The following is a 14,408-nucleotide window of genomic DNA, read 5'->3' as shown; positions in this document are numbered from 1 at the left end:
ATGGCTAAAAAACTAAAAGATAACGTCAGCTCTTCTTATTTTGATGCGGCTCGTAAATTCTATCCCCGGAAAACCCGCCGGCGAATAATAGCTTATGTAGAAAGCTATGAAGATGTGGCTTTCTGGAAAACACTGCTCAATGAATTTGAAACAGAGGAACATTACTTTCAGGTAATGCTCCCTTCGGCCACTTCTCTTTCTAAAGGAAAGAAAATGGTGCTATTGAATACACTGAATACGGAGCAATTGGGGAGGAGCCTGATAGCCTGTGTAGATAGCGACTTTGATTTTCTGCTACAGAGGGCTACGGTTACTTCGCGAAAGATCAATGAGAACTCTTTTATTTTCCAAACCTATTCTTATGCCATTGAGAATTATCGTTGTTATGCAGAGAGCCTTCATAATGTATGTGTGCAGGCTACACTGAATGATAAACGCCTGCTCGATTTCGATAAATACATCATTCGCTATTCTCAAACAGTGTATCCTTTATTCTTGTGGGTAATCTGGTTCTATCGTAATAAAGATACGTATACTTTTCCGATGTACGATTTTAATAAATGTACCTGTTTGCGGGGAGTACGTTTAAGAGATCCGTATTCGAGCATTGATGAACTGCGCGAGAGGGTGAATCATAAATTGCTGGAACTGGAGAAACAACACCCCACACTAACTGCCAAAGTAAAGGCGCTGGGAGGGGAGTTAAGCGAATTAGGACTCTCTCCCGAAACCACATACTTATATATTCAAGGGCATCATTTGATGGATAACGTAGTTTTGAAACTGCTCATTCCAATTTGCACAGTGCTCAGAAGAGAACGCGAAGATGAAATAAAAAGACTGGCAGGGCATGGAGAGCAATATCGCAACGAGCTGACCTCTTACCAAAACAGCCAGTTAAATGTAGGAGTTGTATTAAAAAAGAATATAGGATATAAAGGGTTGTACCACTATCAATGGTTGCGCAACGATCTGAAAAAATTTGTAGATAGTTTAATTGAATAAGTAAGTGTTCATGATTGGTTTATATCATTGCCCCCTCCGCCCTTTGGGCACCTCCCCCTTGCAGGGGAGGATCGGCGAGGCGCCGAAGCCAAGTCCTCGATGCCGCAGGAATTCCTCCCCTGCAAGGGGGAGGTGCCCAAAGGGCGGAGGGGGACTTTCTCATACTATGAATTAATTTTGCATACCTACTACTTACATTAATTAATTTTGAATACCTACTTACCTATTTAATATATAATAAAGTAATGAGAATAATTGAGTATTTACGTGAGTCCCTTTTATCGTTAGGACTGAGTGAGAATGTAACAGGCATAGTATCTACTGTCGTCATAGTTTTAGTGCTTATAGCTTTGGCACTTTTTATAGAAAAAGTGTGTGTGCGTATTATATTAGGAATAATACAGCGAATTGTAAAAAACACCAAAGCAACCTGGGATGATATTATATTTAGCCCCCAAGTAATTGGAAAACTGCTGGGACTGATAACGCCTATTCTTTTATATGTGCTTTTCCCCATTGTATTTAAACCTACGGGCGAAGAAGGGGTTACGGCTTTGGTAGTAGCTCAGCGCCTCTGCATGGTATATATTATCGCTATGTTTGCTCGTTTCCTGAGCGAATTATTAACGGCTTGCTTTACTGTTTATAATTCGAAAGAGGAATTTCGCGACAGGCCATTGAAGGGATTATTGCAAACCTTTCAAATCGTTATTTATTTCATTGCAGGCATTGCTATTGTCAGCATACTGATTGATAAGAACCCGGCTATACTGTTAACCGGACTTGGAGCTTCGGCAGCTATTTTAATGTTGATCTTTCAGGATAGTATTCTGGGATTCGTATCGGGCATTCAGCTTACAGCAAACGATATGCTTAGAGTGGGCGACTGGATTGAGATGCCTAAATATGGTGTAGACGGTGATGTAATAGAAGTAACCTTAAACACCGTAAAAGTAAGAAACTGGGATAAAACCATTGTTACCATTCCTCCTACATTGCTTATGAAAGACTCTTTCAAAAACTGGCGGGGTATGGTAGAATCCGGTGGGCGACGGGTTAAACGTGCTATCTATATAGATATGAGTAGCGTAAAATTCTGCTCGGAAGAGATGCTCGATAGATACCAGAAAATACAAATCCTGTCTGAATATATAGATGATAAAGAAAAAGCGTTGAGCGAATATAACAAAGATCATAATGTAGATAATTCTGTAGTGGTGAATGGAAGACGCCAGACGAACTTAGGGGTATTCAGAGCTTACCTGAATAATTACCTGAGTAAACATCCTTCGGTAAACCATGAAATGACTTGTATGGTACGCCAATTACAACCTACCGAAAAAGGGATGCCGTTAGAATTGTACTTCTTTACAAATACCACAGCATGGGTGCTTTATGAAGGAATACAAGCCGATGTTTTCGATCATGTATTGTCGGTGATTCCTTACTTTGATTTGAAGGTTTATCAGAATCCTTCGGGAAGTGACTTCCAAAATCTGTCTAAGAGCTATTAATATTCTTGTATTTTCGTACTTTTGCAACGCAAAATGCAATAAACAAATTACTAATTCTAAAAAATAACACCTAATTATGAAGCCTACATTATTTGTGCTTGCGGCCGGAATGGGAAGCCGCTACGGAGGTTTGAAACAACTCGACGGACTGGGTCCTAATGGAGAAACGATTATGGACTATTCCATTTTCGATGCAATTCGTGGTGGATTTGGCAAAGTTGTTTTCGTAATTCGTAAAGACTTTGAAAAGGATTTCCGCGAAAAGATCATTAGCAAATACGAAAATCATATTCCGGTTGAAGTGGTATTCCAGGCTTTAGATAGCCTTCCACAAGGATTCGAAGTGCCCGAAGGCCGTGTGAAACCGTGGGGAACCAATCATGCCGTACTAATGGGAAAAGATGTTATCAACGAACCATTTGCCGTAATCAATGCCGACGATTTCTACGGACGTGATAGCTTTGCTGTATTGGGCAAGCAATTAACAGAGATGGAAGGAAAGAAGAATGACTACTGCATGGTAGGCTATCGCGTGGGCAATACATTGAGCGAAAGCGGAACGGTGGCTCGTGGCGTATGCGAAACCGATGCAAACGGCTATCTGACTACTGTGGTAGAGCGCACAGCTATTGAACGTATAGATGGAAAAGTTTCTTTCACCGACGAGAACGGACAATTGGTAACGATTGCTGATAATACCCCTGTTTCTATGAATATGTGGGGATTCACTCCCGATTACTTCCAATACTCGGAAGACTTCTTTGTAGACTTCCTGAAAGAAAACATGAGTAACCTGAAGAGTGAGTTCTTTATTCCATTGATGGTAAACAAACTAATTGTAGAAGGTACTGCCCGCGTAAAAGTGTTGGATACTACCTCTAAATGGTTTGGAGTAACTTATGCCGAAGATCGCCAAGGTGTGGTAGATAAGATTCAGGCATTGATTGATGCAGGAGAATACCCCGCCAAACTGTTTTGATAAAATAGATCTAAAATAATCCCGGTTAGCTTCTACTGTGGTAGGGCAAACCGGGATTTGTCCACATGCGCCCCATCGCAAAAGGGCTTATTCCGCGATTTGCCGCAACGGCACAGTGTTACCCGATTCCTTATTTCATAGCTTTCTCCATCGGCGCTTTCAATACGAATGCCGCCTTTTACCCATAGTGGGCCGCTAACTTTCAAGGTAGGATCTTCCAGTACTCCGATGGAAGGCTTAAACTCAGGTTCGTAAACTTCCTGCTTTTCCCTGTCATATAACAGTAATCTGCCTGCCGGACAATATCCCGCGGAGTGGCGGGCAAGTTCCTTTTCTTCTTCGGTTTGAGCTTTCTTGGCAAGCTTCCACGCTGTTCCATGAGAGTCGCAAAAACGGGCAAGGGCACAAAATTTCCGGTTGTCGGACAATACCAGGTTAGGTCCTTTGTACTCCTTACTATCTTCCAGGATGGGGCGTTTATCGCTTGTCTCTTCCGGATTCCAATCTGCCTCTTTATGAGAGCCATCGCAGAAAGGATGCTTTTTGGAAGCTCCGCAACGACATAGGGCAGCTACTTTAGTGGTATAATCGAATTTTAGCCCTTGGCAATACTCCCAGGGCAGCCCTTCTTTGTTTGGAACGAATGTTTCCTGAACAATAGGTGGATTTCCATATACCAGGTAGGGGCCTTGGGCGCTTACCTTAATATAGAATTCTTCGGGTGCTTGCTTGCTACCTGTTTCTTTTACTATTTTCTCTAAACGGTTTATCATAAAATGTTGCTTAATGAAATAATAACAGAATAAACAAGGGAATGGTTTTGGTTTTACTTATTTTAATTCAGTTTTGAGCTAATTCACCACAGATTAACACGGATTTTCACAGATTATTAACTAAAAGTTCTGTCCTCTTTGGTTTTGTAGTGGAATAATTTAATCTGTGAAAATCTGCGTAATCTGTGGTGAAAAGTCCTCCTTTCCGAACCGTTATGAGTTAAGTTGAAATGGGTACGCTGAAAAAACGGAATGAGCGGATGAACGCGGAAGATATATATTCGTCCTTATGTCGCAAGAAAAAAATAATTCCGCGTGTTTCTGCTCATTCCGCGTTTTCCGTGTATCTATCTTCTTTTGAGTTATATTGAACCGCAGAGTTACGCAGATTAACACAGAGTTTTTGATGCAATGCTGCATAGAACTAAAACTTAATCCTCTGCGTTAATCTGCGTAACTCTGTGGTTCAAATTCAATTCTTTCCAAACTGCTTTGAAGCAAACAATTCTACAGTAGCAAGTAATAATTTGTTTGCTACTGGCAAAAACCCGGAAAATAAAATTAGATGAAGTGGAAAGATACATAGAATACATTTCATATAAAAGATAAGAATGTATCTTTGTATTCAAGATGAAGAAAGACATGAAAGAACCAAATAAGCGTGTACTGGTGGGTATAAGCGGCGGGATAGACAGTTGCGCTACCTGCCTGATGCTGCTGGAACAAGGATATGAAGTAGTGGGAGTTACCATGAGGGTGTGGGGAGAGGCTCCCGAAGATGCCAAACTACTGGCCGATAAAATAGGAATTGAACACCACATAGCTGATGAACGAATTCCCTTCAAAGATACCATCGTAAAGTATTTTATTGATGAGTATAAGCAGGGGCGAACTCCCAACCCTTGCGTGGTGTGCAACCCCTTATTCAAATTCAGAATACTGACCGAGTGGGCAGATAAACTGAATTGTGCCTGGATTTCTACCGGACATTACTCTCGTTTGGAAGAACATAACGGAAATATTTATATCGTGGCCGGTGATGATGAAAAGAAAGATCAATCTTATTTTTTGTGGAGATTGGGGCAGGATGTTCTGAGGCGATGTATTTTCCCTTTAGGGAACTATACCAAAGTAAAAGTGCGCGAATATTTAAAAGAGAAAGGATTTGAAGCCAAGGCGCAAGAAGGAGAGAGTATGGAAGTTTGTTTTATTGAAGGAGACTATCGCGATTTCTTGCGCGAGCATGATGCAGATATAGATAAAGAAATAGGTGCCGGTTGGTTTGTAAACTCGGAAGGGGTGAAGTTAGGGCAGCATAAAGGATTTCCTTACTACACCATCGGTCAGCGAAAAGGATTGGAAATTGCACTCGGTAAGCCGGCGTATGTATTGAAGATTAATCCCAATAAGAATACAGTTATGCTGGGCGATGCAGAGCAGCTAAAAGCGGAGTATATGCTGATAGAGAATCCCAATGTTGTGAACGAAGACGAGTTCTTTGCTTGTAAGAAACTGACTGTGCGCATACGCTATCGCAGCAAACCAATCTCGTGCGAGGTAAGCCGATTGGAAAACGGGCAACTGCTGGTGCATTTTCTGGAAGAAGCTTCTGCCATTACTCCGGGGCAATCTGCTGTGTTTTATGACGGAAAAAGAGTGCTGGGCGGGGCATTTATAGCTTCGCAACGCGGAATCGGATTAATAGTATCATCCATACAATAATACAATGAAAAGAGCCATCCTATTTATATGGGCGCTTGCCGCGTTGACGGCTTTTGCCCAACAAGATTCTTTAAAATATCGTATCTACTTAAAAGATAAAGTTTCAACAACTTATTCTTTGGATAGACCATCGGAGTTTCTTTCGCTCAAAGCCATTGAACGACGCATGAAACAGCAACTCCCGATCGACTCTACCGATTTGCCCGTGTGCCAAAACTACATCGAGGCTATTCAGGCAAAAGGAGTTCGCATCGTGGCTAAAGGGAAATGGGAGAATTTCGTAACGGTATCTTGTAGCGATACGATTGTAATCGACCGGATTATGGAATTGCCTTTTGTTGCATCTGCAAAGAAAGTATGGAGGTGCCCGTCGAGGGTTCGGAATAAAGCAATCAAAAGAGATTCTCTTGTAAACAAAGCTTGGGGTGATAAAGAAGATTGGCATGGAAACGGTCATAAGCAGATAGCCATTAGCAATGGGCATAAACTTCATGAAGCCGGCTTCAAAGGCGAAGGAATGAGCATTGCAGTAATCGATGATGGTTATCATAATGTAGATATAATACCTGTAATGAGTAATATCCGCATATTAGGTACTCATGATTTTGTAACGCCGGGCGGCGACGTTTTTGCCGCAGGCAATCATGGATTGGCCGTGCTTTCTTGCATAGCCATGAATCAACCTTATAAGATGGTGGGTACAGCTCCCGAGGCTTCTTATTGGTTGCTTCGCAGCGAAGACAGTGCCACAGAGCAACCTGTAGAAGAAGACTACTGGGCCAATGCCATCGAATTTGCCGACAGCGTAGGGGTCGATGTAGTAAATACCTCTTTAGGTTATTTTGATTTCGACGATCCGTTTACAGACTATCGCCTGCGCGATTTAACCGGGAAATATGCCATGATCTCCCGCCAGGCCGCCCATGTAGCTAATAAGGGCATGGTATTAGTGTGTAGTGCAGGCAATGCAGGAAGCTCTTCCTGGAAGAAATTGACTCCTCCGAGCGATGCCGAGCATGTGCTGACCGTAGGAGCCATCGCGAAAAACGGCAAATTAGCCTCCTTCTCTTCTGTAGGAAATACCACTGACAACCGGATTAAACCTGATGTGGTAGCCGTAGGAGTATCGGCAGCCGTTGTAGCTACCGACGGGCAGCCTTCTTTCTTGGGTGGAACTTCCTTTTCATCACCTATCGTATGTGGAATGGTGACTTGCTTGTGGCAAGCATTGCCCCACCTCACTGCCAAGGAATTGATAGAAGTAATTCGCCGTTCAGGAGATCGATTGGAATATCCGGATAATATTTACGGATATGGTGTACCGGATATGTGGAAAGCGTATGAACTCTCTCTCCCTCTTTGAACTCAACTCGCTGGTAAAGCGAAGTATCTCTCAAAGCCTTTCCGATGAATATTGGGTACAGGCTGAGTTAAGCGATGTGCGTACCAATGCCGGCGGACATTGCTTTTTGGAGTTTGTGCAGAAAGACCCTCGGGGAAATACATTGGTAGCCAAAGCCCGTGGAACAATCTGGGCAAATGTCTATCGTTTGTTGGCTCCTTATTTTGAGGAATCTACCGGACAGCCCTTCGTTTCCGGCATCAAAGTACTGGTAAAAGTAACAGTGGAGTTTCATGAACTGTATGGTTACAGTCTGACGGTTTATGACATTGATCCCACCTATACATTGGGCGATATGGCTCAACGTCGCCGGGAAATATTGAAACAACTGGAGGAAGACGGAGTACTTACCCTCAACAAAGAGTTGGAGATGGCTGTGCTTCCTCAGCGGATAGCTGTTATTTCTTCTCCCACTGCGGCGGGGTATGGCGATTTTAGTCATCAGTTGGCTACTAATCCTCGTGGTTATTATTTCTATACCGAACTCTTTCCGGCTATTATGCAGGGCAATCAGGTTGAAGAATCTATTCTGGCTGCTTTAGATAAAATTATGCAACGAGAGAAAGAGTTTGACGTAGTTGTTATCATCCGTGGGGGAGGAGCCACTTCCGATCTTTCGGGCTTCGATACCTATCTGCTGGCTGCCGCCTGTGCGCAGTTTCCTCTACCCATTATCACCGGAATAGGGCACGAACGAGATGATACGGTACTTGATGCCATCTCTCATACCCGGGTAAAAACCCCTACTGCCGCCGCCGAATACTTGATAAATAAGGTAGATGAAGCTGCCAAATATTTAGATATGTTGGCAGCGCAATTGCGCGAATCGGTTATGGCTCGGTTAGAAAACGAAGAGAACAGGTTACTGTTATTGAAAAATCGTATTCCATCATTAGTAATCAGAAAACTGACGGAAGCCAAATACGAATTAAAAGTTGCAGAGAAAGGATTGACGCAGACAGTTTCTTCATTATTAATGAAGAGAAAACATCAATTAGAACTATTGAAGCAGCGCATATCCACTGCTTCTCCGGACGAATTGCTGAAAAGAGGATATAGCATCACATTGAAAGATGGAAAGATTGTAACCGATTCGGCACAGGTAGAGGCTGGCGATGTTCTTGTCACCCGTCTGGCTAAGGGAGAAGTAAAGAGTAAAGCGTTTTAGAATTCATTTAGAACACAGAGCCACAGAGCCACAGAGCCACAAAGCTGTATAAATAATTGCGAATTAGAAAATTAAAACCTCTGTGCCTCTGTGCCTTTGTGTTCATTATAATATAAGATAATTATGAAAAAAGAAACCTACTCCCAAGCCATCGAACGGCTGGAGAAAATAGTACGCCAGATAGATAATAATGAGTTGGAGATAGACGCATTAAGCGAAAAAATAAAAGAAGCCAATGAAATTATAGCCTTTTGTACCGAGAAGTTATCGAAGGCGGAAATAGAAGTAGAAAAATTGTTGGGCGACAAGCAACAATCTAAATAATAAAGAGTATTTTTGTTCTTTAGTTAAAAAGAACTATATTATAAAACATGTCGATATGAAAGAAATAGATTGGTCGAGTCTGGCATTTGGTTATATGCCAACAGACTATAACGTGAGAATCAACTATCGTAATGGTGAGTGGGGCAAACTGGAAGTAAGCAGCAGTGCATACATCAACCTGCATATAGCAGCTACAGCGCTTCACTATGGTCAGGAAGCATTCGAAGGCTTGAAAGCCTTCCGTGGAAAAGACGGTAAGATTCGTATTTTCCGGTTGGAAGAAAATGCTAAACGTATGCAATCATCTTGCGAAGGCATCTTGATGGCTAAGTTACCAATTGACAGATTTAAGGAAGCTGTTCTTGAAGCAGTGAGGTTAAACGAACGTTTTGTGCCTCCTTATGAAAGCGGTGCTTCTTTGTATATTCGTCCTTTGCTATTTGGTACAGAGGCACAGGTAGGTGTTAAGCCGGCTTCGGAATATATGTTTATTGTATTTGTATCTCCTGTAGGTCCTTACTTCAAAACAGGATTCAAGCCATCTCCGTATGCTATTTTAAGACATTTCGACCGTGTGGCTCCGTTAGGTACCGGACGTTATAAGATCGGTGGTAACTATGCCGCCAGCTTAATGGCAGGCGAAGAAGCTCATAAAAGAGGTTACTCTGCTGTGCTTTATCTGGATGCCAAAGAAAAGAAATATCTGGATGAATGTGGCCCGGCCAACTTCTTTGGTATTCGTGGAAACTCATATATAACTCCAAAATCAGAATCTATCCTTCCTTCCATCACCAACAATAGCTTGATGACGTTGGCAGAAGATCTGGGTATGACAGTAGAATGTCGTCCCGTTCCGGTAGAAGAACTGGCTACTTTCGACGAAGCAGGTGCTTGCGGAACAGCAGCCGTTATCAGTCCGGTACTTAAAGTAGATGATTTGGACGAAAACAAATCTTATGTATTCAGTAAAGATGGTGAGGCAGGTCCTGTATGTACCAAACTTTATAATAAACTGAGAGCCATTCAATATGGTGACGAGCCGGATACACACGGTTGGGTTACTATAGTGGAATAAAGAAGCCTCTCCCCAACCCTCTCCAAAGGAGAGGGAGGAAAACCATGCGGAGGAGGTTGTTAATTTGAAAAAAATAATTGATTAATAAAGATAGCGCAGCTCTTTCTCCCTCTCCTTTGGAGAGGGCTGGGGAGAGGCTGTTTTTTTATATATGAGCAAAAATAAACTCGCCAAGTTTGCCGACATGGCAAGCTATCCCCATGTTTTTGAATACCCTTACTCCGTTGCTGAGAACGTTCCTTTTGAAATGAAAGGAAAGTGGAACAAGGAATTCTTTAAGAATGACAATCCCATTGTGCTGGAATTAGGTTGTGGTAGAGGAGAATATACCGTAGGCTTGGGCAAGATGTTTCCCGACAAGAATTTTATTGCTGTAGACATAAAAGGATCTCGCATGTGGAGCGGAGCCACCGAATCTCTGGAAGCCGGTATGACGAACGTGGCCTTTCTGCGAACCAACATAGAAATTATAGATCGTTTCTTTGGCGAGAATGAGGTCAGTGAAATCTGGCTGACTTTCTCCGATCCTCAAATGAAGAAAGCAACCAAGCGTTTAACTTCTACCTACTTCATGGAGCGTTATCGTAAGTTTCTGGTTCCTGGTGGAGTGATTCATCTGAAAACAGACAGCAACTTCATGTTCACTTATACCAAATACATGATAGAAGAAAACAAACTCCCCGTAGAGTTTATAACCGAAGATCTCTATCACTCCAATTTGGTTGACGATATTCTTAATATTAAAACTTATTATGAACAACAATGGCTGGATCGTGGTTTAGCCATTAAATATATAAAATTTCTACTTCCGCAAGAAGGTACACTGGCTGAACCCGATGTGGAAATAGAACTTGATTCATATCGCAGCTATAACCGTAGCAAGCGAAGTGGATTGGAAAAAAGTAGTTAGTAGGTAGGAGATAGTAGTCCTAACTACTAAAGATTTAATTCATAATTCTCAATTCTCAATTAATCATGACTCTTTATCCCAAATTAATACTCGATGCCCTTGCTACTGTGCGCTATCCCGGTACAGGAAAGAACTTGGTAGAAGCCGGCATGGTCGATGATAATATTCGTATCGAAGGAATGAAAGTTTCTTTCTCCTTACTTTTCGACAAACCTACCGACCCTTTTATTAAATCTGTAGTAAAGGCTTCCGAAACGGCTATTCAAACGTATGTAAACAAGGATGTGGAAATAGTTGGTAACATTTCGGTTGTTACTAAGCAGGCTCCTCGTCCGGAAGCGGGAAAGCTTTTGCCGCAAGTGAAGAATATTATCGGTATATCTTCCGGTAAAGGTGGCGTAGGAAAATCTACTGTAGCAGCTAATCTGGCTGTAGCTTTAGCGCAGCTTGGATACAAGGTGGGCTTATTAGATGCAGATATTTTTGGTCCTTCCATGCCTAAGATGTTTCAGGTAGAAGATGCCCGCCCCGTTGCAGAACAAATAGACGGTAGAGATTTGATTGTTCCTATAGAGAAATACGGAGTGAAGCTTCTTTCTATCGGTTTCTTTGTAGATCCTGAACAAGCTACTTTATGGAGAGGTGGTATGGCAAGCAATGCCCTGAAGCAACTAATCGGTGATGCCAACTGGGGCGATCTTGATTATTTCCTGATAGACCTTCCTCCCGGCACAAGTGATATTCATTTGACTATTGTTCAGAATCTGGCCATGACGGGAGCCATTGTAGTAAGTACCCCGCAAGAAGTGGCCTTGGCAGATGCCCGAAAGGGAATCAATATGTTTACTAACGACAAAGTAAACGTTCCTATCTTAGGCTTGGTAGAAAATATGGCTTGGTTTACTCCTGCCGAACTTCCTGACAATAAATATTATATTTTTGGTAAAGAAGGTGCAAAGAAGTTGGCCGAAGACATGAACGTGCCCTTATTAGGACAAATACCTTTAGTGCAAAGCATTCGCGAAGGGGGAGATGAAGGTAAACCGGTTGCTTTGAATGAAGATTCAATAACAGGTCGAGCATTTATAGAATTGGCAGATCGGGTTATTCAACAGGTTGATAAGCGTAATGACGGGATGGCTCCGACTAAGATTGTGGAGATAAAGTAAAGAGTGCTGAATTTAGCGTGATAACAGTAAACCACAGATTAACAGATTACACGGATTTACTTATTTACAGATTATTGATAATCAATATAATCTGTGTAATCTGTTAATCTGTGGTTAATACTAATCCTTTCTTATCATTGTCAATCCAAGAACCGTCAACAACCCATTTATCAATAAGATCTCATTCCCTACAGTATAATTGAACTTAGCTTTCAGAAAGACTTCAATCCCAAAACACGCTATAGGAGCCAACACGCATACTATCGGCACAAATTTATCACGTGGTTTGACACGCGTAAACAACCCAAAGAAGAATAGCCCCAACAGAGGACCATACGTATAAGAGGCAATCTTATAAATCGTATTTAAAATACCATCCTGACTGAAATACTCTATCAGCAAAATAACAAAGAAGAAAGCGATACTGATTAATATATGTATCAGTCTTCTGGTCTTTACTGCTTTCTCTATTGTTCCTTTTCGGATGTCGAGTAAATCCACACAAACGGTTGTAGTGATGGAAGCTAAGGCAGAATCGGCACTTGAGAAAGCTGCTGCAATAATACCAATAGAGAAAAACAGCAGAGCCGGAAATCCTAAATATTGATTGGCTAAGAGTGGTAAGATTTCATCTGACTTCTCGGGCAGTACAATCTGAAACTGAGAAGCAAAAACCAACAACAGGATTCCTAATGACAAGAACAATAAGTTGAAAGGAATATACAACGCGCCAAAGGTAACCATATTCTTTTGAGAGTCCTTCAGGCTCTTGCAGGTCAGGCTTTTTTGCATCATATCCTGATCGAGGCCATTCATTACGATGGCTATTAATATACCATTCAGGAATTGCTTAAAGAAATACTGGGTAGATGTCCAGTCGTCAAAGACAAAGATTCGAGAGTTCGGATGATTGGCTATTACCTGAAAAACCTCCGGTAAGTTTAGATCAATTTTATCAATTACCTGCCAGGTGATGACTATTAAACTTGCAATGAGACAGAACGTTTGAAGGGCATCTGTCCAGATAATTGTTTTAATACCACTCCGATAGGTGTATAACCATATAAATAAGATAATACCCAACGCTACGGCATAAAAAGGAATATTCCATGCAGAGAAAACAAGACTGTGCAGAATGAGTACTACCAGAAAAAGCCTGGCAGCTGCGCCTATGGTTTTGGATAGAATAAAAAAGGAAGCGCCCGTTCGATAGGAACGAATGCCAAACCGCTGTTCCAGATAACCATAAATAGTGGTTAAGTTAAGGCGATAATAAAGGGGGAGAAGTACAAAAGCGATAATCGTGTATCCAACAAAGAATCCTAAAACCATTTGCATATAAGTCATATCTTGCCCTCTGACCATTCCGGGTACAGAAACAAAAGATACTCCCGATATGGATGAACCGATCATCCCGAAAGCTACTACATACCAGGGTGATTTTTTATTTCCAAGAAAGAAGGCTTGATTGTCGTTTCCCTTATTGCTTACAATATGAGAGATCAGGATAAGTGCTCCAAAATAAATAATGAGGATGAGTAAAAGTGTGTTTGCCATAGTATAGGATATTGAAAGTTTAAGAATTTAATATAGAACACGAAAGCACAGAGACACAGAGCTTTTCATTTCGTTGAAAATAATTCTCTGTGTCTCTGTGCTTCTGTGTTCATTCCTTATATTTGAGGTGGACTAAACAGTCATGATTTCTTTTTCCTTTTCTGCCAGCATATCGTCTACTTTCTTGATATACTTGTCGTGTGCTTTTTGAAGTTTAGCTTCATTGTCTTTTCCCATATCTTCAGAAAGTCCTTCTTTCACCGCTTTCTTGATAAGATCGATACCATCGCGACGAGCATTGCGAACGCTCACCTTAGCTGTTTCGGCTTCTCCTTTACACTGTTTGGAAAGTTGTTTACGGCGTTCTTCGGTTAGAGGAGGAATACCTATGCGGATAATTTCGCCATTATTCTCGGGCATAATGCCTAAGTCAGAGTCTATAATTGCTTTTTCTATCACTCTGAACATGCTCTTGTCCCATGGTTTGATGGTAATACTGCGAGCGTCGGGAGTGGTTACGGCAGCAACATTACTTATAGGTACCATGCTTCCGTAAGAATCAACCCTGATGCCATCGAGGATTCTGGGGTTAGCCTTACCTGCACGGATGTGTGCGAATGATTCTTCAAGATACATAATGGCCATATCCATTTTCTCTTGGGCTTCGTTGATGCAATTGTTTACGTCTATCATATTTTTGAGTTTTAAGTTTATAGTTTGGAGTTTACAGTTTTGAGTTTATAGTTTGGGGGTTATAGTTATGAGATGCAAAGTAATTAAAAAAACACACATCCTCAAAACTTAAAACTA

General features: G+C 41.6%; 13 protein-coding genes. 10 read left to right on the top strand and 3 right to left on the bottom strand.

Translation table 11 applies throughout. The annotated features are described in order from the left end of the window. The 3 genes from D0T60_RS14550 to D0T60_RS14540 all read left to right on the top strand — a co-directional run bounded on the left by D0T60_RS14550 (nt 1) and on the right by D0T60_RS14540 (nt 3,498). The gene (locus D0T60_RS14550) at nt 1-1,005 is read left to right on the top strand and encodes a DUF4435 domain-containing protein (RefSeq protein WP_163218834.1); all 1,005 of its coding nucleotides are present in this window, start codon (nt 1-3) and stop codon (nt 1,003-1,005) included. 245 nt (nt 1,006-1,250) lie between these two features. After that, nucleotides 1,251-2,519, top strand: coding sequence for a mechanosensitive ion channel family protein (locus D0T60_RS14545; RefSeq protein WP_163218833.1), 1,269 nt, complete (start codon nt 1,251-1,253; stop codon nt 2,517-2,519). 76 nt (nt 2,520-2,595) lie between these two features. After that, a complete protein-coding gene (locus tag D0T60_RS14540) occupies nt 2,596-3,498 on the top strand; it encodes a nucleotidyltransferase (RefSeq protein ID WP_163218832.1) in 903 nt (300 codons plus the stop codon). A gap of 32 nt (nt 3,499-3,530) precedes the next feature. Here the strand turns inward: D0T60_RS14540 and D0T60_RS14535 are convergent, their stop codons facing one another. Then, the gene (locus D0T60_RS14535) at nt 3,531-4,271 is read right to left on the bottom strand and encodes a CDGSH iron-sulfur domain-containing protein (protein WP_203558350.1); all 741 of its coding nucleotides are present in this window, start codon (nt 4,269-4,271) and stop codon (nt 3,531-3,533) included. Between the two features lie 642 nt (nt 4,272-4,913). Between D0T60_RS14535 and mnmA the strand changes: the two genes are divergently transcribed. The 7 genes from mnmA to D0T60_RS14500 all read left to right on the top strand — a co-directional run bounded on the left by mnmA (nt 4,914) and on the right by D0T60_RS14500 (nt 12,041). Then, nucleotides 4,914-5,993, top strand: a complete 1,080-nt coding sequence (mnmA, locus tag D0T60_RS14530) for a tRNA 2-thiouridine(34) synthase MnmA (RefSeq protein WP_163218831.1) — start codon at nt 4,914-4,916, stop codon at nt 5,991-5,993. A 4-nt stretch (nt 5,994-5,997) separates the two neighbouring features. Next, a complete protein-coding gene (locus tag D0T60_RS14525; protein WP_163218830.1) occupies nt 5,998-7,356 on the top strand; it encodes a S8 family serine peptidase in 1,359 nt (452 codons plus the stop codon). Further along, nucleotides 7,334-8,563 carry an exodeoxyribonuclease VII large subunit gene (gene xseA / locus D0T60_RS14520; protein WP_163218829.1) on the top strand — a complete coding sequence of 410 codons (1,230 nt, stop codon included), beginning with the start codon at nt 7,334-7,336 and terminating at the stop codon, nt 8,561-8,563. Before D0T60_RS14525 ends, xseA begins: the two co-directional genes overlap by 23 nt. A gap of 117 nt (nt 8,564-8,680) precedes the next feature. Then, nucleotides 8,681-8,887: an exodeoxyribonuclease VII small subunit gene (gene xseB / locus D0T60_RS14515; RefSeq protein WP_163218854.1), complete on the top strand. Its 207-nt coding sequence runs from the start codon at nt 8,681-8,683 to the stop codon at nt 8,885-8,887. Nucleotides 8,888-8,942: 55 nt separating this feature from the next. Continuing rightward, on the top strand, nt 8,943-9,962 hold the full coding sequence (locus tag D0T60_RS14510) for a branched-chain amino acid aminotransferase (protein WP_163218828.1): 1,020 nt from the start codon (nt 8,943-8,945) through the stop codon (nt 9,960-9,962). 151 nt (nt 9,963-10,113) lie between these two features. Then, on the top strand, nt 10,114-10,872 hold the full coding sequence (gene trmB, locus D0T60_RS14505) for a tRNA (guanosine(46)-N7)-methyltransferase TrmB (protein WP_163218827.1): 759 nt from the start codon (nt 10,114-10,116) through the stop codon (nt 10,870-10,872). A gap of 65 nt (nt 10,873-10,937) precedes the next feature. Further along, nucleotides 10,938-12,041, top strand: coding sequence for an Mrp/NBP35 family ATP-binding protein (locus D0T60_RS14500; RefSeq protein WP_163218826.1), 1,104 nt, complete (start codon nt 10,938-10,940; stop codon nt 12,039-12,041). A 120-nt stretch (nt 12,042-12,161) separates the two neighbouring features. Here the strand turns inward: D0T60_RS14500 and D0T60_RS14495 are convergent, their stop codons facing one another. Both D0T60_RS14495 and frr read right to left on the bottom strand, forming a co-directional pair. Beyond that, a complete protein-coding gene (locus tag D0T60_RS14495; protein WP_163218825.1) occupies nt 12,162-13,598 on the bottom strand; it encodes a sodium:solute symporter in 1,437 nt (478 codons plus the stop codon). A 132-nt stretch (nt 13,599-13,730) separates the two neighbouring features. Further along, on the bottom strand, nt 13,731-14,291 hold the full coding sequence (gene frr, locus D0T60_RS14490) for a ribosome recycling factor (protein WP_163218824.1): 561 nt from the start codon (nt 14,289-14,291) through the stop codon (nt 13,731-13,733). Nucleotides 14,292-14,408: the final 117 nt, after the last annotated feature.

It is taken from the genome of Bacteroides sp. 224 (genome assembly GCF_010500995.1).
Classification (GTDB): domain Bacteria; phylum Bacteroidota; class Bacteroidia; order Bacteroidales; family Bacteroidaceae; genus Bacteroides.
This window is presented reverse-complemented; position numbering and strand designations above follow the sequence as displayed.

Coding starts and splice junctions, on each gene's coding strand:
- D0T60_RS14550 (WP_163218834.1), top strand. CDS start 1: ATGGCTAAAAAACTAAAAGATAACGTCAGCTCTTCTTATTTTGATGCG.
- D0T60_RS14545 (WP_163218833.1), top strand. CDS start 1,251: ATGAGAATAATTGAGTATTTACGTGAGTCCCTTTTATCGTTAGGACTG.
- D0T60_RS14540 (WP_163218832.1), top strand. CDS start 2,596: ATGAAGCCTACATTATTTGTGCTTGCGGCCGGAATGGGAAGCCGCTAC.
- D0T60_RS14535 (WP_203558350.1), bottom strand. CDS start 4,271: ATGATAAACCGTTTAGAGAAAATAGTAAAAGAAACAGGTAGCAAGCAA.
- mnmA (WP_163218831.1), top strand. CDS start 4,914: ATGAAAGAACCAAATAAGCGTGTACTGGTGGGTATAAGCGGCGGGATA.
- D0T60_RS14525 (WP_163218830.1), top strand. CDS start 5,998: ATGAAAAGAGCCATCCTATTTATATGGGCGCTTGCCGCGTTGACGGCT.
- xseA (WP_163218829.1), top strand. CDS start 7,334: ATGAACTCTCTCTCCCTCTTTGAACTCAACTCGCTGGTAAAGCGAAGT.
- D0T60_RS14510 (WP_163218828.1), top strand. CDS start 8,943: ATGAAAGAAATAGATTGGTCGAGTCTGGCATTTGGTTATATGCCAACA.
- trmB (WP_163218827.1), top strand. CDS start 10,114: ATGAGCAAAAATAAACTCGCCAAGTTTGCCGACATGGCAAGCTATCCC.
- D0T60_RS14500 (WP_163218826.1), top strand. CDS start 10,938: ATGACTCTTTATCCCAAATTAATACTCGATGCCCTTGCTACTGTGCGC.
- D0T60_RS14495 (WP_163218825.1), bottom strand. CDS start 13,598: ATGGCAAACACACTTTTACTCATCCTCATTATTTATTTTGGAGCACTT.
- frr (WP_163218824.1), bottom strand. CDS start 14,291: ATGATAGACGTAAACAATTGCATCAACGAAGCCCAAGAGAAAATGGAT.